Here is a 19827-nt window from a genome sequence, read left to right as displayed (position 1 = left end):
TATGTATCTTCTTTCATAAATGAAATTAGTTATTAAAAAAAGATAAACATCATTCTGTTTATCCCTTTCAAACTATTTTTTTGCTATTAGACAGATGGTCTGTCCATTTTTATCATAGGGCTTCCCAGCTACATCGCCATAAATACTAATATCATGGAACCCAGCAACTTGTAAATCCTGCTTAATCTCATCTAAAGTGAAAACATGTTCCCAGATGTTATAGCATTCTATTCCCGATTCATCGATGATAATATATTGTTCTAAAAAGGTAGTTTCCTCTTCATAACGATAAAATGACTTTAAGATTAGGCTGGTTTTCTCACGCCAAAATCCCTCTTCTTCAACGCTCCACTCCTTGTATTCCTTTTTCCCACGATATTTTTCAATCGTGAATACATCAAAAAGAAAATATCCTCCATCGTTAAGACCGGCATAAACCTTTTTCAGTAAAGCTTTACGGTCATCCGAAGATAATACTCCAAAATCACAGTAAATCATGGTAATTAAATCATAACCCCTGCCAAAATCATCACTGATATAATTTCCTTCTACGTATAGAATATCTCGTTTCTTTTCCTTAGCACGAGTTTTAGCGTAATCAATAGAACGCTTGGATAGATCAAAGCCAGTGACCTGATATCCTTTATTACTGAATAATTCCGCATAGATTCCCGGTCCACAGCCTAAATCTAATAATTTCGGATATTTTTTTGAGGGAACACGCTCGTCTATCCAATTTACTGAATTGATTACAAATTTCTCCTTGCGGGTTGCCGCTTCCATATCCGGATTTAAATGGGCTTCAAGCATCCCTTTAGAAATATAAGGATCATCCCAAAATTTCTGTGTGCTTTTTTCATAAAGCTTTGGTTTCTTTTCATATTGTTTTAATTGTTTCATTATCTATTCTGTCCTTTCTTTTATTGGCAACTATCTGCATTAAAAAAACTGTGGGAATCCCACAGCTACTTACTTTTTATGCTGTCTGTGGAATCCCTTAAATAATCATCTTAAGCATAATAAATAAAACCTAATACCAGGCTTTTTTATATGCATTTTTGATTATTTTAGTGTTTTCCACGTTCCACTTATATTACCGATTATGCAATATCAAGTGCGCCGGACAGAATCAACCCCTTCTATAGTTGCCATTATCATTATACATAGATTTGAGTTCTACTGCAATCTTACTTTAAATAATGCCGACAATTTTCTTATTTTGAAATAGTTTTCCCTTTTTTATTTTTTACGATACAATAAAATCATAAACATACGTTAACTGTTGACGAAAGGAGATGACTATGTACAAATCGAAAGGAGAAAAGAATCTCAGCATTCAATGTGTAAAGGATTATTTTATCGAAAATAAAACGGCAACTAAAACAGAGATCGCCAATGCTACCCGTTTATCTTTAGCGACTGTAACCAATATTTTAAAAGAATTACTGGAATCAACATATATTGTACGAATAGAAGACGAAGAGTCCACAGGCGGACGCAAAGCGAAACGTTATCAAATCTGTGGACAGTATATGTTGTTTGGACTTATGTCTTTACAAAATATCCATCAGCAAATAAATGTTAGTGTTCGGATTGTTGATTTAGATTATGTCATTGTTTATGAAAAAAAGTATCAATTCGATTCTTTGCCTATTGAGAAGCTTTTATGGATTATTGAAGAAATGAAAAAACATTTTGATTTTTCATACCTCAGCCTATCTGTACCAGCGATCGCAGATCAGGGTAAGGTAAGTAAAAGCGATATTGAAGAATTGGAGAATTGTCAGCTTAAAGACAAAATTGAATCAGCCATGAACCTTCAAGTCACCATTGAGAATGACGTCAACACGGCAATGCTGGGTTATATCTACTTACATTCTATAAATAAAGAATCGATTGCCTTTATTTATCAGCCGGATAATCATCACAGCGGCTGCAGTTTATATGTAAATCGGGCAATTGTTTACGGTGCTACCCACTTTGCCGGTGAACTTGGCTATTTGCCTAATGGGACACTAAAAGAACAAGAATTATTATTAAAAGAAAATCCCTTGGTTTTATTAGTGAAACAAGCTGCCAGCGTTATCAGCATCATAAATCCCTCACATATGGTTTTATATACCCCATGTGTCAGCGAATCCGATTTCAAGCAGAGAATTAATGATTATATTCCTCCGATTCATCAGCCTAATTTTGAATTTATTGAAAATATGGACGAATTTACTTTTATGGGGTTAAATCACCTCTGTATAGACAAATCACGCTATAAATTAAAAAAGGAGAACGAATAATGAGTATTAAAATAATTGCAGTGGATATGGATGGAACCTTTTTAACCCATGATAATCGGTACGATAAAGAAAGGTTTATGAAACAATATACAAAGATGAAAGAAGAAGGCATTCGTTTTGTAGTAGCAAGCGGCAATCAATATTATCAGCTTTGTTCCTTCTTTCCGGAAATACAAAAAGAATTAACTTTTATCGCAGAAAACGGAGCTTTTATTGTCGATCAGGATCAGGAGCTATTTGTCGCTAAGTTAGAAGATAATGATGTTAGAAAGGTAATTGAAGCCATTAATCAGTATCCTTCTATAAAAAAGATTATCTGCGGAAAAAACAGTGCTTATATCAATGAATCTGTAGAAGACGATTACTTCAACCGCTTGAATTTCTATTATCCAAGATTACAGCGAGTAAAGAATTTCGATCATTTTGATGACACAATTTTTAAAGTGTTTTTAAGCTGTGACGAAGATAACTTTGAACAAATTTTAAATGAGTTAAAAGAAAGCATCGGGCATATTATGACACCTGTGGACTGCGGACATTTTGGCATTGATCTCATTATTCCGGGAATCGATAAAGCCCATGGCATTCAGTTTTTATTAGAGGCTTGGAATACTCCAGAAGGAGAAGTAATGGCTTTTGGTGATAGTGGCAATGATTACGAGATGCTGAAAATGGCAAACTACAGCTTTGCTATGGGAAATGCAAAACCGGTAATCAAAGAAGTTGCTGATTATACGATTGCTTCTAATGATGAAGGCGGTGTCTTAGATGCCATTGACTGGTACTTCAATAAAGAAAAAATGTTTAAGTAAGTAAAAATGAAGGTAAATCACAGTGTTTGTGACCTTCATTTTTTATTACTTGTTTTTATTTAATACCCACATTTTTTTGGTAAATAGAAACAGATAAACGATAACAAATATAGATGAAAAGATAGATAAACAGAACACTGGTAAGATTGACACTCAACAATTCTGTCTGCATCAGCTTCGCAAGGGAATGCACTGAAAAATAAGAAGAAATACTCATGACGAATAATGGAACCAAATAAGCAAATCGCAGCTCATTAATAATAGCCTTTTTTAGTGTTTTCTTACTAATTCCGATCTTATGAAGAATCTGATAGCGCTCTTTTTCATCATAGGCATCGTTGTACAGTTTCATGAATAAGATACTGCCGCTGGCTAAAACAAAGACCATGAACATAAATACACATAATGAATACAGCACTTTAATCCATTCGATTTCATTGCTGTTTGGATCCAATGTCACTAAGCCATCGTAATTGCCATAATTCTTCAATGTATCTTGAGTACTTTCAAAATGATTCATGTCACTTAGTTTATAGTTATAGCAGTGCATGAGAGTTCCTAGCGGCAAGAGTTCTTGATACTGTGAATCACTGACCATATATAAATCCAATTTTTCTTGAAAATACCCTAAATAGGGAATGGATGTTTCTTCAACTTCCCTATACTCTTTCCCGTTGATTGTTGTTGTGACTAACGTGTTGTCTGTGATAAAGGACATCAAATGAAGCTGTGAAACACTAATATATTCATCCTCTTTAAGCTCCTCAAACGCAAACTCCAATCCGCTGTCTTTAGCTAGCTGCTGAACTTGAGAATAAGATAAGATCCCATAATACTGATTTTGATACAACGATTCAACAACACCACTGTCTAACTGTAATAAAGCAACTTCTGAACTATAGGCAATACCACTTTCTTTTTCTATTACTTCTTTGTATTCTTCTTTTAATCCGGGTTGAGAACTCAAAATCTGAAATGTATATGTGTTTCTAAAATGAACGATGCCTTCATAACGGTTCTTCATGGCAAAGCCGGTAGCTAAGGCTGTCACTGAACATAACATTAGGATACTGACCATCGCATACGTACGATAATTCTTTTTAATTCTAAAGATTATATTGTTTAACCATAAATTTCTTTCTTTTCTATAAAGAAAATTCTTATGGTCAGCTAGTTTTTGACAAATTAAAGGTATCAGCCCACCAAATAACAGATATACACCTACAACAACGAATACCACTGCGGAAAGCACATTACTCATGACTTCTATTCCGCCCTCTTTAATTGCTAGATAATAGCCTATTCCTGTAATGATAACTCCTAAGATTGATTTCAAGAATAATATCCAAGACTTCGTTTTTACATATTCATTCTGTTTGTTTGCAGAAACCATATCTAAAACACTGCTTCGAACGATATTAATATACCCTTTTAAGATAAAGATGAAATAGATAACAGCATACACTATCGTTGCATATAAAACAGCCTGCAGAGAAAAGCTAAATACCAATTCCACTGAAATATCTGAAATAGCCATCATGATCATCTGAAAAAGCTGAGTGGTCAGCACTCCAAATCCAATTCCTAAACCTAAAGCAACGAGACCAATCATCGTTGTTTCAATGATATACAGCTTACCGATCTTTTGATTGGAAAGCCCCATAAAAATATAGATCCCAATCTCCTTTTTTCTTTTGGTTAAAAAGACATTGGTTGAATACCAGACAAAGAATAAGATAAAACAGCTCAATACAAAGGTGATGACTTGAATGATGATTTCAATATTGCGAGTGTTGGATTCTCCTAAGGATGTCAGAACTCCGGAAGATAAGATATTTTGAAAATTATAAAAGATTAATATGGCAAAGGCTAAAGATACAATTAAAGATAGATAGCTTTTAAAGCTGGTTTTAAAGTTATGAACAGCTAGTTTCAACATACTCATGAGAAATCACTTCCCATAGAAGCCTGCATTTCAATAATGCGGTCATAAAACTCTTTACGATCTGCGCCTTTACTTAATTTACATTTGATCGTTCCATCATTTAAAATGTAAACATCCTTTGCATAAGACGCACTGAAAGCATCATGGGTTACCATTAGAATCGTTGCCTGTCCCTGATCGTTAACAAGTTTTAAACATTCCAGCAGATCATGACTCGATTTAGAATCCAAAGCCCCAGTTGGCTCATCAGCAAAAATAATTTCCGGTTCCGTGATCAGTGCACGGCAGGTTGCTCCTCTTTGTTTTTGCCCACCTGACAATTGATAGGGATATTTAGTTAGATGCGCACTTAATCCAAACATATTCGCCAATCTTTGACTTTTTTCTAAACAGACTTTGCTAGCTACCCCATTTAACGATAGAGGCAGCACTATATTGTCCTGAAGTGTCATTGTATCAAGTAAGTTATAATCTTGGAAAACAAAACCAATCTTGTCTCTTCGTATTTTCGACAACTCTTTATTGTTAATTTTGGAAATATCTTTTCCATCTATGAAGACAGATCCCTGTGTGGCTTTATCAATCGTCGATAATATATTAAGCAACGTTGATTTTCCGGATCCACTCGGTCCCATAATTGCGATAAAGTCATTTTGATAGATCGTTAAATCGATTCCTTTCAATACCCGTGTCTGAAATCCTCTAACCCCAAAATTTTTAACAAGGTTCTTGATTTCTACTACTTTTTTCTCATTCATATTTCTTTCCTCCTAACACTTTCATTATAAAAAAGGAGTGAAATGAAATCCTTACATCTTCATTACAAACACTCTCTAATCTTACATTTTCTGTAACATTAAAGATTGAAATAATCACGGTTATCTTGAAATGTGATTTTAAAACGAGTATATTCCCCTTCTTTGCTTGCAGCCTCAATCTGATGACCTAACTTTTCTATAATCAAATGTGTCATGTAAAGTCCCATTCCGGTAGACTTGTATTTTCCATTATGTCGATTAATGCCGGTATATCCTTTTTCATAGATTCGGCGGATATCTTCTTTGCTGATTCCTTCACCATGATCTTCAATATATAAAAAGATGGAGTTCTCATTTTCTTCGCTCCAAATCTTCAAAATGGGAGGTTCCTTCGCATATTTAATCGCATTACTGATCAGTTGATCTATTACAAAAACAATCCACTCTTTATCTGTATATACTTGGCTTTCTTTAACATCAATATCAAGGTTAAAATGATTTTGAATGAGAAAGAACTGATTATTTTTAATGGAGGTTTTAACACATTCTGAAAGATTATTTGGTTTCACTTGTAAATCATAGATGTTGCTTTGAACTTTACAGCCTACAAGGGCACTGTTTAATTGCTGATTGATTTTTTCAAGCTGGTCCTTCAGTGGTTTCTTGACTGCTGGATTTTCTATCTTTTCAAGCATCAGCAAACTCGCTGAAAGCGGCAGTTTCACTTCATGACACCATTTTGTAATATAGTCCTGCAGATTATCATTTAATATAATCTGATCATGAAGCTGTCCCTGTAAGACATGAATATCATGCTCGATAAGTTCCGAATCGTTTAGATCGGAAAACTCCCAGCAAACAAGCTCATTGGATTTAAGTAATTCTTGTTTTTTCTTTTCTCTTTTTACAAATAGATAAGCATCTATCCCAATAAAGCTTCCATAGATGATGCCAATTAAAAAATCCAAATAAAGAAGATAGTTTATGCTGGTATTGGGAACTAAAAAGATAAAGTAGAGATTAAAAGATAAAAGCAGGATAAGACTTAATATAAATTCACGTTTATGATTATCTATATACTTCATTCAATATAATACCCATAGCCTTTCTTTGTCTTGATGATTTCACTATGACAATAAGATTTCAGCTTACTTCTTAATCGGCTGATCATTGTCGTTAAGGTGCCATCAGTTACATATTCCTCCGTATTCCATAGTTCCATCATAAGCTCTTCTCGGCTTACAATCTCACCTTTACAGCTAAACATTTTAGAGAGTATCTTTTTTTCTGATTTCGTCAAATCTACTTCTTGATTCTGATAATAAAGAACAGCCGTCTGTGTATCAAAACAAGTATTCGGATCAAGATAAATCTTATCTTTGACCTTATACTGATAGGTTCTTCTGATGATCGCTTCAATCTTTGCTTTTAAAACATGCAGGTTAAACGGCTTTCCCACGTAATCATCCCCGCCTTGAACAATCGCTCTGATTTTATCGCTGTCATCGCTGCGGCTGCTGATATAAATAATAGGAATATCGGACATTTCTCTTATTTTAGTACACCAGTAAAACCCATCATAATAAGGCAAATTAATATCCAAAAGAATTAAATGAGGATGGAGCCGGGAATAATCCGCAATTATATTGGAGAAATCCACTGCATTTTCAGCTTTATATCCCCATTTTCTCAGAAAAGCTTTTATTTCATTCGCTAATATTTCATCATCTTCAACAACCATAATCAAAATATTATCCATCCTGACACCTCCCTTTCTCTATTCCATTTTATTATATCGGGTTTAATGAAACAATTAAAGGGATTCATCCTACCTTACAGATTTGTAATATAGAGAGTGAAAAATAAAAAGGAGTTCCTTTTATTCTGGAATTCTCCTTATTGATACAGTTAAAATATTGTTTTAAAGATATTCCTACATTCTCTATCCTTTCATCAAGCTAATATCGTTCCTTTTGGAAAGACAGAACGGAATATTTTCCTAACCAACGGTCCGGCAATAATTAATTGAAATGGCAGTGCCATAATAAAGTTTTTAGGTATATTCATTACCCAAATCATGAAAAGTGATCGCCAATTCCCAGTATTTAAGCAAGCTTCAATCCCACCGAATAAAGACATTGTGATAACCATAGGAACCACAATACTAATAGAGATCGCTATTATCTTTTTTAATGGCGAATAATCCGGTTTAATTAAATAGTTGAAAGCAATTCTTTTAGCAAAATCAGATACTACAAACCAATCCAAACATATAGCCACAATATATGCGAAGGGAAAACCTATCCACCCGGCTTTTATTGCTTCAATATTAAATGTCCCCATATGCATTGTGATATTATAGAAACTCATCCATAGCACCATCACAAAACACATCATCACTGTATAAATCAAACTTTCTCTCTTATTTTCTGGCATTTTTCTTCCTCCTTTGCCCTAGACAGCAAAAAGGCGGAAACTGTAAACTCGCTACAATTTCCACCAACGTGTACCATCCTCACTGCGTTTCGTTCATACTTACACTATACAAAATTTCTTTTGTATAGCATTTATTGAGATTAATTCTTCTTTTACACGAATAAACCCTCTCAACGTCATTTATCATAACAGTTTTTAATTTCTTGTGTAAGTCTTTTTTTATTTTTATCACTTATTAATTCCGATAAGAATTACACTACTAACAACAACAAAGAAAATGCCGATAATACTATTATATGTAAGAAGGACATTGAAAAAAGACAGCCAATCCAATCAGATCAGTTGCCAAATCTTCTAAAACATTTCATATGCAGTAATAAATATTTTCATCAAAGCAAATGTTCCCATGTAATAAATTCATTTTTTTATAGTGGCAGACTCCTTTACAATATAACTATTTATACCACTTCTTTGAGACTGTTTGTCAAAGAAAAATCAAAGTAAGTGTTTGGATAAGGTTCATTTTTTAAAACATAGTGCCACCATTCATATTCGTAACGCTTAAATCCACAGGATTCCATAATGGCACATAAAGTCTTACGATTTTCCATCTCCTCCTCGGTAATATCACAAGAATTCCAGTGAGAACGCGTATCCATATAATCAAAATCACTTCCCATCGGCAAAAGTTCTCCCGTATGCAGATCAAACAAAGTAAGATCGATTGCGCTTCCGCGACTATGACTAGAATGAGTGGCAACATAACCTTTTGTAATTAATTCGTTTCGTGCTATTTTGGGATAATGCTTCTTTTTTGTATATCCGTCTTCTGGCTGCTTTGCCCATTTTAAGAAGCTGTCAACCGCACACTGAGGACGATACCCATCCCAAAGCAGTAAACCATAGCCAAGACGTGCAGCAATCTTTTTTGCTTGAAGCAGTGCTGCAGCTAATTCTTTTGTTCCGACAATTCTATTGATTTCATATCCGGTTACCGGTTTCCCAGTAAAATTATCCCATGTAGCATATTTTGCATCCCAACGGACATCCTCCAAAACTTCATCTAAAAATACAAAACCTTCTATCATATTATTTCCTCCTATCTAATGCCAGCATAATCCAGCGATCAATGAGTTCCTCAAATTCTATGTTTGCCGCACGCATCATACGGGGATAGCGACTATAGGAAGTGAGTCCCGGCATGGTGTTGACCTCATTGAGTATAATCTGTCCATCTTCCTGTAAAAACATATCAATTCGTGCAAGTCCGCTGCATCCTAAGCTTTGGTAAATAGCTTTAGCTGTTTGCTTGATTTCTTCTCGTTTCTTTTTAGGAACCTCTGCCGGAACAATAAACGTTGAATTTTCAGAACCGGTTTCCGGTGTTTTTTCTTGATGAATACGAAAGAATCCATGGGAGAGTTTGATTTGATCAACTTCCCCAACTATTAGATCAGCTCCATTACCTAATACTGCACAGCCTACTTCCATACCGATAACCGCTTGCTCAATCAAAACTTTTTCATCATATCTTCTTGCTTCTTTAATGGCATTAAGAAGCTCTTCTTTGTGACATACTTTTGTAATGCCAAAAGATGATCCTGAGCGTGCCGGCTTTACAAAAACAGGATAGTTTAGTTCTTCACCACTTAACGTCTCATTTTTATTCAAGATTTTAAATTTAGGTGTTTTAAATCCACTGTTCCACATGACGAGATAAGTCAAAGATTTATCCAGACAGACGGCAGATGCTTGAATACCGCACCCCACATAAGGAATACCGGATAATTCTAAAAGTCCCTGTACAGATCCGTCTTCCCCCATTTTGCCATGAAGGACAGGTATAATGACATCAATCGGTTGAATCTGGCACTTGTTGTTGCGCACAACAAGCATCCCACGGATCGCCTTATTTGAAGATATCATGACCGGACAGTCCGTGTGTTTTTCCCAATCTTTTGTTACTTTATCGCATAGTTTCCATACCCCTGATCGGGTGATTCCTATATATTTTGGCTCATATTTTTCATTATTCATATTTGCCGCAACTTCCATTGCAGACTTTATTGAAATATCATGTTCCTCTGAAATTCCTCCAAATAGAATAGCAACTTTTAATTTTTTCATTTTATATACTTCCTTTCAAATTTTTCACAACTCATTAATGTGTGTTCAACTATATCGTATAAAGCCTGATCCGTATAATATGCGGTATGGGGTGTAATCATCACATTAGGCATCTGTTTAAGTTGAGATAAGTAAGAATTTTCAAATCCTTTATTGGTGCAGTCTGTATAAAAGATGCCCTCTTCTCCTTCTAAAACATCCAACGCAGCTCCAGCTAACTTTCCTTTTTGTAAAGCTTCAATCAAAGCTTTAGTATCAATCAGTCCACCTCTTGCTGTATTGATTAGAAATGCACCTTTTTTCATCTGTTCGATCTCTGAATAACCGATCAAATGATGGTTCGTTTCATCCAATGGTAAATGGAGAGTTAAAATATCACTGTTTTTTAGAATTTCGCCAAAGGAAGAATCCATTGTTTCTTTGTCACAAGCGAGCACTTTGCACCCAAAACCACGCAGACGTTCAATAACGGCTTTACCGATTTGACCATTACCAATCACACCTACAGTTAAATCTCGCAATTCTTTACCACGCAGAGTGCTTAACCGAAAATCAGATTTTTCTACATTGACTATTGTTGATTTTGCTCCTCTAAGAGCCATCAGGATCAGCATTAACGTATAATCAGCAACACTTCCCGGTGAGTATAATGTGTTTTCTACGATAATATCCATCTCTTTAGCTGCGTTTAAATCAATATGGTTATAGCCAACGCTTCGAGTAATGATACATTTTACCCCAACCTTTTTTATTGCCGCTATCGTATTTCTCGAAAGCACAGCTTTATGTCCTACGCTAATACATTGGCTTCCTTTTGCCAGCACTACGGTATCTTCCGTTATGTTTAAATCAATCAGCACCGGTGTAACTCTAAAGTGTGGAGATAATCTTTGAAACAGTTCAATTTCAGCGGGTTCACAGCCAAAGACAGTCAGTCTTGTCGTGCCTAGATCGATTCCCACCTTAGGTTCGTTATTAGATTTCATAATGATATCTTCTCCTCTCTAAACTCGGAAAATAAAAAAGCTCCTGTTCGCATATATCATACAAAACTGGAGCTATTTATATTTTAATATTTTATTAATGTTTCATTGTTGAATTCCTAAGAGAATCCTAAGACATCAAAGTCATCATTTTTAGAAAGAAGTACAAAGTATATAATTTTCATTTACCTCCGACAAATATTAAAGAATTAAATCAAATAGAGAATATATGATAAATATTTTTATATGATCATTTATTTAATAACTTTTACTATTCTTGTTACCATTTACAAAAATCAATAGATAACAAAGGTACCTAATCATTATCTAATAGAAAGAGTCTGTTCAAAACATTATCAGACAATTTCCACACTCATACAAAAAAATAACTGATTTAATTGGTCTTTTAAACGTTTTAAAAGATACTCTCATCAAGTTCAATATTTAATCTAACCTCACATATATAGTTGTTCCCTATAATTTTCGCTATTCTTACTCTACAAAACATACTCATTTCTAAACCTTATCTAGACAAAAATCAACATTTTCAAATTTATTATTGCAATAGCTAATATCATAATTATTAATTCATAATTCTCTTATTACTAGACAGCTAATAATTCTATGGAATTTTCAATCTGAGAAGCCAACAAATTATATTTTCTATTAATTAGTTCTTCAAAGCTATGATTACTATCTATCGCTTTTAATTCATTTTTATTAATGCATAAAATATATTTTCCAGACATTGCGTAATTTAAAATTTCATTTTTTGCATTAATTGTTATTCCATTACTAGCAAATAAAATAGTAGTTGCATTCCCTTTATAAGACATAATATAAGCAATTTCTCTGAGCACTTCTACTCCAACCTTTTTCCCCCAATTTTTACATTCTATTAATATTAAGGCGCCTAATTTCCAAACTTCATATTTTAAAGAAATGTTACAACAACTTAAATCTATTTCTTCGCGGGAAGTTCTTAATCTCTTTCCCATCACCTGTATATTACTTGAACAATTAACAAGATATTCTGCAACATTTTCTAATGATTTACCTTTATCATTAGCATTATCACAGTCCAGTTTTTCAAGTAATTGTTTATACTCTAAAACATCAAATTTTCTAGGATTTTCAAATAAAATAAGCTTAGGAAAAGTTTGTTTAATCAATGCTATTATAGCAGGTAAAAAAACATATCTAGTTGTTAATAATTGTACATAATCTTTAGAAATCCCCACTTCCTCCTTTCCTGAGAAATAATCGCGTATTCGTTGTATATTTAGCTGATATACATGATAATAATCGCTCTGACTTATCATTGTTTTACTTGTATTAACAAATTCGGTTTGACAAATTTCCTTCTCCATAAATCGCATGAATTTTTCATGTACTTTTTTGATATCACTAACTTTCCATTCTATAGCAGAAACAGCCATGACATAATTTAAAACTTTTTGCCAATCTTCATATAACTCATATGGCTGAAATAATTTATTAAAGACATAAATGGGATTGCTCATAATTGTATCTATATCTCCTATTGATAAAATATCTAAATTGGTATATCCTAATTTTTCTCTATAATACGGATATTCAGATCTTAGATAGAGTTTTAATCCTCCTTCTAATAATAAATACGTTTCTCCAGTTTCGTTATCTGATAAATGAGATATAATTCTGCGTCCGTTTAGATCATCTAACATGAATCCTTCTGTAATTATCTGTTTGCCAAATAGTCTTGGTTTAGCATTTTTAAACCAAAAATCGTAAATAGTCTCTGCTAATAAAGACCGATTATCATCATGAGTATTATTTGAATAAAAGCAAAAAGATTTCATTTCCTCATGTTTATTAAAAAAGTTCACTGGATATCGTATTCCTTCTTCTTTTAACAAATGTTTCAAATATAAGAATATAAATGTTTTTAATATTTCTTCATTTTCTATTGCATCTATCTCTTGTAATTTATCAAACTGATTAAATTCTTCCATTAATATTTTTTCAAAAAATTGCGTAATAGATTCACAAAATATTTTATTTACATGATCAACGTGATCATAACTGCCCACTACACAAAATAATTCTAATACCGTTTCATCATCTATTATTTCGTTGATTTCTGATCTAACATTTAATATTTCTTCTGCAAATTCTTGAAAAACATATTTCATACTATTAACTTCTCTTACTTCTATCCTACTTGTCTCTTTATTTTCTATACCACAGAGATATACAAATAAAATTCCTTGCTGTTCATAGATATTCATAATCATCCTCCATTACAATCAAGTATAAAGCTTTCTTTTTTTAGTATCAACAAACTATTATTTGATATGCTTTTATAAAAAAGGGAGATATTAGATTCAAGAATTCTTCATTAGTAAAATACAGCATAAATAAGATTTAGCATTATTTTGTCCGTGAATTAAAAAATGACAATCCATCATATAGATAAATTGCCATATTATACAAATACTTTATTCCCACTCGTCGAATTCATATAAATTCTCTAACCTTTTTAAATTAAGATATAAGTTCTAGTTCTCTTAATGCATAAATTCCTTATAAAACTTATATTTCTAATTATAATGAGGTCAATTTAGGGTCAATATTTTTAATTTTAATAAAGAACAAATAAAATATTTTATCGCTTATCTAATAAAATATATAATAAATTGATATTGCCTATACCCATTATTCTTTGGCGTGCATTCAATAACTCGTTATAACTCATCAATGTAGTATGAGCTGCTTTTCTTCTTACATCGATGTTTATACCTTCCAAAAAGTTGAGCCCAATATCAAGAAAATCATCATAACAAGCTACATTGTTCTTAACAAAATCATATAATTCTGTTGTTGCATAAGCACTAGCTTTGCATTTACGCAAAATATATATACATTCACCCAAAGTCAGATCTCTATCATTATTTAACTTTTTATAATTCCTATTTTTATGTGCAAGCCTAGTAACATCATGTGTATTCTTAAAAGGAGTGAATATCAACTCATTTAATTGGATTTCTAAAGCTCGACAATATTCTAAACAGATTGGTGCGTAGTCTGCACCATCACATTCCATCAGTCCCTTAAACAGGCATTCAGCCATAGCTAATGTTTCGATTGTATCATTACTTATATAATCCCATATATGCGGGAAATGATCTTCCTTTAGCTGACGTTTTTTTTGTTCAAGAACTGTTTTAAGTTCACCTGTTGAAAACATATTAGATATAATCGCATGGTTTGAACTTTCAATCTGATACATAATATCGTCCACTGTATCATCATTATTTTGAAGTGCAGTATTTAAATCATTATAATAATCATCTATATTTTTATTACAATCAGATATAGTTTCGGACTTTGTACCCGATATTCCTTGCATATCCAATATATATCTACAAATTTCTTTGAATTGATTTTCACAGAGTTCTTCACTCTCTTTTACACCAACAGATAATGCAAGAATAGATTCATTTGTTTCGCTTTCTAATTCTTCATGAAAGGACTGTCTATCATTTCTAAAAATTAATACAGCTTGATTTTTATGCTTTGTATTATACTTAGAATTCAAATACGAGTTAAAATTAGCAAAATATCCTATAACCTTGTATATTTCTTCAGAATTATCCCCACCTTTTCGAACTCTATTTTTTAAATCAATTAAAGTCAAATTTTCCTCATCACCTATATATTTAACAGAAATATCAGGAATACCATTTAAATATTTAGAAGAATTTACATAGCGCCAGTTATTATTATATTGTTCGTCCCAATATAGTCCGCTTCCTTTTTGATAGTAAATTTCTACATAGTTTCCATCTATTGACTTTAGTCTACATACATAATTAGTAAGCCCTACCTTTAGTTCGTTTTTATCAACCATGCTCATTTCAAAGTCCGATTGAAATTTTGCTATAATTTTATACAAACACCATATCTCAAAAAGCTTATTAGAAAACTGCTCATCGTATATAAGCATCTTTATATTTTCTCTATCAATCCATACAAAGCCACTAGTTATGAATTTATCATACCATGCAAAAATACGTTCATAAGAATAGGCGTTTTTAATTTTTCCCTTTACTAATCTTGTGTATATTAAATTTAATTTATCCCTTGAAAACGTGCTTCGATATTTTTTCTCAGTAGAAAAAGAATTAAATGGAAATTTATTCTGTAATGAAATAAAATAATCTAAATAATTTTGTAATAATTTGACCTCTGATTCTATTCCCGTGGAATAGCTATCCATACGATTTAATAAGTCTATCAAACGCTCAATGATAGAATTTAGTATAAAACAAATATACTCATTTTCAGGCGTTTTATGTGATTTTTCTTTAACCACACAAGAATATTCTTTAGGCATCCTAACCATTGTTTTATTCTTTACATACTCATCAACAAGTAATCTTCCTTTAATTCCTCCTGCAGAAATTATCCTTCTTTCCTCATAAGAAAAAGAAATAGATTTTTCCATCCTCTCTAGTGCTTCAGTAATAACACTTATATTTGCTAAAAGAATTCGAATATAGATTTTCCAATTTATATCTTGATTTTCTGCACTTACTCCGGCAAATAATAATGTACTTGCCGTTCCATAACTTGAAAAATAGCTGGAAATAAAATCAATAAACTTCGGATTATTATAAAGGAAAATCAATTGTGATTCTGTAAATTGATTCTTTTCCATTGTTGTTACCTTATCCTAAAGTCTCTAAAGCATACTTTGTTTTTACAAACCATTCATATTTCGAATCACCATTAGTAATTTCATTAAACTTTTTAAGCTTAAGATAATCTACACCATCAATTTGAGGTACAATTCTATCATTTACAGCTGCATCAATAATTCTATGCATCTTATTATTTTTATCTGATACCATTGAAAGATAGTTATCCAGTATCATTTGTATTACGATATTTTCATACAAATCTATAATCTGTGCTGTTCCAAACAACAATCCTAGTCCAGCATTTGTTTGATATCTTATCAATTTTAAGAAATCCAATAATATCTTTTCACTTGACTGAAATACATCATCTGCAAATAACAATTTAATAAGAGTTTCATCTAATTTTAATGTACCAATTGTATTAATTTTTTCAGGTAAATGCTTTGCGATTATATCTTTACAACTTTGAATTTCTTGGTCGAATTTTTCTTCCTTTGGAGGTAAAACACTAATAATAGTGAATCTTCTGGCTAATCCATGTGACAGATCAAAAACATAATTTTTATCAAAATTATTCATTAATCCAATAATTCTATAGCGTCTAGGCACATAAAGTGTTTTTTTATTAGGGTCATTTTCAAACCATAGAGGCATTTTTCTCTTATCAATATCATCACTACCGAAGACTGTAAACAAGTCACCAAAAACCTTATCAATTTCACTACGGTTTAATTCATCCACTACTAACCAAGAAGCCTGCTCTAACCCCGTATACTTTTCTTTCGCAAGTACCGTATTACAACATTCAATAATACTCTCTACAATCCTTCCATTCTTTCCAGTTATAACTTCATTTCCTTCATCATCTACTGATGGTTGAAGTCCTCCAATTGTATCATAAGTTGTCCAATCTGAAACAGCTGTTATAACCTCATGCTTTACATTGAATACTCTACAAATAATTGCTGCTAATGTAGTTTTTCCTGTTCCAGGAGGACCTTGTAATATGATATTACCTCGAATCAATCCTGTTGCGATTTCTTTAAGCATATCATCATCGTCAAAATATAATTCTGCATTAGCAACTTCTTGCTTTAATTTTCCGACGATATCATCCATAATTTCTAACGGATAATTTTGCACATGTTTAGTAGCTAAATAAGTATCCTCATAATTATCTGGAAACAAAGTTCCATTATTATATTCTTCAATTTTGTCTAAGTTTGCCATACTACTCCTCCTTCAACTTATCTAATATTTCTTGAGATTTATTCATATTAATTACGTTTTTTAGTTCAACACGAACATTAAGGTTTGCTCCCATTTTTTCTATATCACAAACTTTATATATATTGGGAAGATAAATATCTGTAAATTTATCATCTGTAAATATTATTTCATCCCAGATATTTATATTTTGACTTCTCAACACCACCTCAGGTATATTAAATATTCCTGTAGAAGTAATACTTGTTATGGCACTACTACCGACTTTAAGTGGCTTTATTATCTTTGTAATATATTTACTATCATTTTCATAAAAAACTAGATTGTAAACATCTCGAAGCTTATATTCTTCGTATTTTTCTTCAATAAAAGTATATGGCATGATACAATCATAATCTGCATTTTTAACAATTTTAATTTTTTTTCTCTGACCTTTTATAGAGCTTAATAAAATGTAGTTAAAAATTGAAAATTTTACTCGATTTCGTACATCCTTTTGAACTACAGCATCATAATACTTTGCATAATCATAATATCTTTGTTCATCAGAACTAAGCAATGACCGATTCTGTTTATCATATGTACTTAAGACCTTAAAATACGCCTTCCATGCCTTTTCCATGTCAACTGGTGATAATCTGAATAACCTTTTAATTTCAAAACCAGAAAAATTAAATCCTTGTAATGTGTAATAAAAATCATTATTGGAAAAATCAAACAAGTTATTCACATTTGAATTCTTATTAGTTGGTTCTTTTAAAGTATCAATTATATTTGAAAAAAAATAATTCAAGTTATCAATTATTTCTGATGCTAAATCATCATACACAATCCCTGCTTTTTCACATTCTTCCTTATTGGACAAACATTTTTGTACTACACAAAACAGAAAGAACTCGACAATGAAAGGGATATCCTCTGGAAGATCATCGATAGCAGTTGCTTTATGTATCTCATTAATAATTCTATTATTATCAAAATACATAATCTGAAGTAACATTACTCCATATTTTGTGATTTCCAACTTATTATTGATTAACCCCATCTTTCGTAATACTTCAGTAAATTGATGATTTGGAGTACCATGCATTATTATTTCTTCTAATTTTTTACAAACATTAGTAATCGCCTTCATATTTGTAGAAAAGAAGGAAATATGTCTGAGTTTATAATTTCCCTTTCTATTCCTTGGTATTAAATTTTCCGGCTCAAATACTATATTTAATAATTTTAAATCATCAGTATCTATCCACATATTTATTACCTCCTTGCATAAAAAATTAATTCATCTATCTGTTTTTTATGTTCACCACTTCTGCTTTGATAGTTAACTCTTGGAATTGTAAAAGCCTCTTCATCATATGTAGCAATATTTTCAATACGAGAAAACATATTAACTATTTCTTTTCTCCCATCCATAGAAATAACTTTTTTCCCATGATTCCAATGATTATTTTCATCATAATAACTAATCACAATGTGTTTTGATTTAATATTTGTAATTAAATCCTCTAAAGCATCGATGAACTTATCTTTATAACAATACTGCGAATTAAAATTATTTTTCATATTTTGACCACGAACATAATTGAAGCCATTTGCATATTCTATAGGATTATCTATTGTGTGATAAATAGCTATAAAATTTAACATATGATAATAAGCTGAATATTGTCTAAAATTGTATGGTGGATCTATATATAACACGGATTCCTTATATTTATTTATCAAAGCATTGAAATTTTCTTCTTTGAATAATTTATTTGAATCTTCCTTACAGATACAATAATCCGCAATTGCATTTTCACTAATATTTAACATCATTGGTTTCAATTTTAGAGGAGTTAACGCATTTGGAAAAAGTTTACTTCTGTTAAAATCATGAAATGTTCCATTTACATTTGCATTAAGCGTTACTTCCTCAATTAATGCACAAAGAAGAATATAAAATTCCATTTCTGATATCAAACTCGATAAGTACCATCTCTTTATAGTTTCAATAATCCGCCCAATTTTTTTTGCATTATCTGCAGTAAAATAATTACGTTTTCCTTCAGTTCCTCTAGAACTTTTATAAGCTGAATTAACTCCATAAACTGTATAATAATTATAAAATAGAAGTTCTTCAGGTGATAAATCTTCAATCGATAACGAATTTAGGTATTGTAATACAATCAACAGCGGACGGACATTACTTCCATACTTAACTTTTTCGAAATATCCATTACTAAATATTTTCTCACCATCTAACTTATTTTTTATATACTCCGTTGATGTTTCAATCTCATTTTCATCAATAATAAATCCTTTTTCCATAATTTCCTTTATAATGTTGGTATACTTAGGGAACTCATTATTCTGAATATATACTTTTCCAAAAACATATGAGAAATCATTTATATCATTGCTAATAATTGAATATCCTCGTTGCTTGAAATATTGTCCAACATTTGTAGTACCTGAAAAAACATCAATAAACAAACCTGATTCAATGTTTTTTGCTATCAAGAATTTTTCTATTCCCTCAAGAATAGCTTTTTTATTTCCAATATATTTATCCATA

Annotated in this window: 16 protein-coding genes; 2 read left to right on the top strand and 14 right to left on the bottom strand. The window is 31.7% G+C overall.

Annotated elements, in window-relative coordinates; genetic code table 11:
- Window positions 1-72: 72 nt before the first annotated feature.
- Window positions 73-900, bottom strand: coding sequence for a class I SAM-dependent methyltransferase (locus tag ACLRVU_RS00940; RefSeq protein ID WP_412890288.1), 828 nt, complete (start codon window positions 898-900; stop codon window positions 73-75).
- Between the two features lie 401 nt (window positions 901-1301).
- On the opposite strand from ACLRVU_RS00940, the gene ACLRVU_RS00935 reads away from it, so the two are divergent.
- Together ACLRVU_RS00935 and ACLRVU_RS00930 are read left to right on the top strand one after the other, a co-directional pair.
- Window positions 1302-2291 carry an ROK family protein gene (locus ACLRVU_RS00935; RefSeq protein ID WP_412890287.1) on the top strand — a complete coding sequence of 330 codons (990 nt, stop codon included), beginning with the start codon at window positions 1302-1304 and terminating at the stop codon, window positions 2289-2291.
- Window positions 2291-3103, top strand: coding sequence for a Cof-type HAD-IIB family hydrolase (locus ACLRVU_RS00930; protein ID WP_412890286.1), 813 nt, complete (start codon window positions 2291-2293; stop codon window positions 3101-3103). Before ACLRVU_RS00935 ends, ACLRVU_RS00930 begins: the two co-directional genes overlap by 1 nt.
- Window positions 3104-3158: 55 nt before the next feature.
- On the opposite strand, the gene ACLRVU_RS00925 is transcribed toward ACLRVU_RS00930, so the two are convergent.
- The 13 genes from ACLRVU_RS00925 to ACLRVU_RS00865 form a co-directional block, all read right to left on the bottom strand.
- Window positions 3159-5048 (bottom strand): FtsX-like permease family protein, encoded by a 1890-nt coding sequence (locus ACLRVU_RS00925; protein ID WP_412890285.1) that lies wholly within the window; start codon window positions 5046-5048, stop codon window positions 3159-3161.
- Window positions 5045-5806 (bottom strand): ABC transporter ATP-binding protein, encoded by a 762-nt coding sequence (locus tag ACLRVU_RS00920; RefSeq protein WP_412890284.1) that lies wholly within the window; start codon window positions 5804-5806, stop codon window positions 5045-5047. The genes ACLRVU_RS00925 and ACLRVU_RS00920 overlap by 4 nt, the downstream gene beginning before the upstream one ends.
- A 98-nt stretch (window positions 5807-5904) precedes the next feature.
- Window positions 5905-6891: an ATP-binding protein gene (locus ACLRVU_RS00915; RefSeq protein ID WP_412890283.1), complete on the bottom strand. Its 987-nt coding sequence runs from the start codon at window positions 6889-6891 to the stop codon at window positions 5905-5907.
- Complete coding sequence (locus tag ACLRVU_RS00910; RefSeq protein ID WP_412890282.1) at window positions 6888-7565, bottom strand: response regulator transcription factor; 678 nt, start codon at window positions 7563-7565, stop codon at window positions 6888-6890. Before ACLRVU_RS00910 ends, ACLRVU_RS00915 begins: the two co-directional genes overlap by 4 nt.
- A 194-nt stretch (window positions 7566-7759) precedes the next feature.
- Window positions 7760-8242 carry a DUF2798 domain-containing protein gene (locus tag ACLRVU_RS00905; RefSeq protein WP_412890281.1) on the bottom strand — a complete coding sequence of 161 codons (483 nt, stop codon included), beginning with the start codon at window positions 8240-8242 and terminating at the stop codon, window positions 7760-7762.
- A 458-nt stretch (window positions 8243-8700) separates the two neighbouring features.
- Window positions 8701-9330 carry a D-Ala-D-Ala dipeptidase VanX gene (gene vanX, locus ACLRVU_RS00900; protein ID WP_412890280.1) on the bottom strand — a complete coding sequence of 210 codons (630 nt, stop codon included), beginning with the start codon at window positions 9328-9330 and terminating at the stop codon, window positions 8701-8703.
- A gap of 1 nt (window position 9331) precedes the next feature.
- Entirely contained in the window at window positions 9332-10369 is a 1038-nt protein-coding gene (gene vanA, locus ACLRVU_RS00895) for a D-alanine--(R)-lactate ligase (RefSeq protein WP_412890279.1), read from the bottom strand.
- On the bottom strand, window positions 10366-11355 hold the full coding sequence (locus ACLRVU_RS00890; RefSeq protein WP_412890278.1) for an NAD(P)-dependent oxidoreductase: 990 nt from the start codon (window positions 11353-11355) through the stop codon (window positions 10366-10368). The genes vanA and ACLRVU_RS00890 overlap by 4 nt, the downstream gene beginning before the upstream one ends.
- A gap of 602 nt (window positions 11356-11957) precedes the next feature.
- On the bottom strand, window positions 11958-13622 hold the full coding sequence (locus tag ACLRVU_RS00885; RefSeq protein WP_412890277.1) for a restriction endonuclease: 1665 nt from the start codon (window positions 13620-13622) through the stop codon (window positions 11958-11960).
- 377 nt (window positions 13623-13999) lie between these two features.
- Window positions 14000-16054: a hypothetical protein gene (locus tag ACLRVU_RS00880; protein WP_412890276.1), complete on the bottom strand. Its 2055-nt coding sequence runs from the start codon at window positions 16052-16054 to the stop codon at window positions 14000-14002.
- Between the two features lie 10 nt (window positions 16055-16064).
- A complete protein-coding gene (locus tag ACLRVU_RS00875) occupies window positions 16065-17267 on the bottom strand; it encodes an AAA family ATPase (RefSeq protein ID WP_412890275.1) in 1203 nt (400 codons plus the stop codon).
- A 1-nt stretch (window position 17268) separates the two neighbouring features.
- Window positions 17269-18519 carry a hypothetical protein gene (locus tag ACLRVU_RS00870; protein ID WP_412890274.1) on the bottom strand — a complete coding sequence of 417 codons (1251 nt, stop codon included), beginning with the start codon at window positions 18517-18519 and terminating at the stop codon, window positions 17269-17271.
- Window positions 18520-18524: 5 nt separating this feature from the next.
- Window positions 18525-19826: a DNA adenine methylase gene (locus ACLRVU_RS00865; RefSeq protein WP_412890273.1), complete on the bottom strand. Its 1302-nt coding sequence runs from the start codon at window positions 19824-19826 to the stop codon at window positions 18525-18527.
- Window position 19827: the final 1 nt, after the last annotated feature.

Origin of the sequence: Beduini sp. (assembly GCF_047239305.1) — a bacterium.
In the GTDB taxonomy this organism is placed as follows: Bacteria; Bacillota_I; Bacilli_A; order Erysipelotrichales; family Coprobacillaceae; genus Beduini.
Note: the sequence above shows the minus strand (reverse complement) of the source record. Positions and strands in the feature narration are given on the sequence as shown.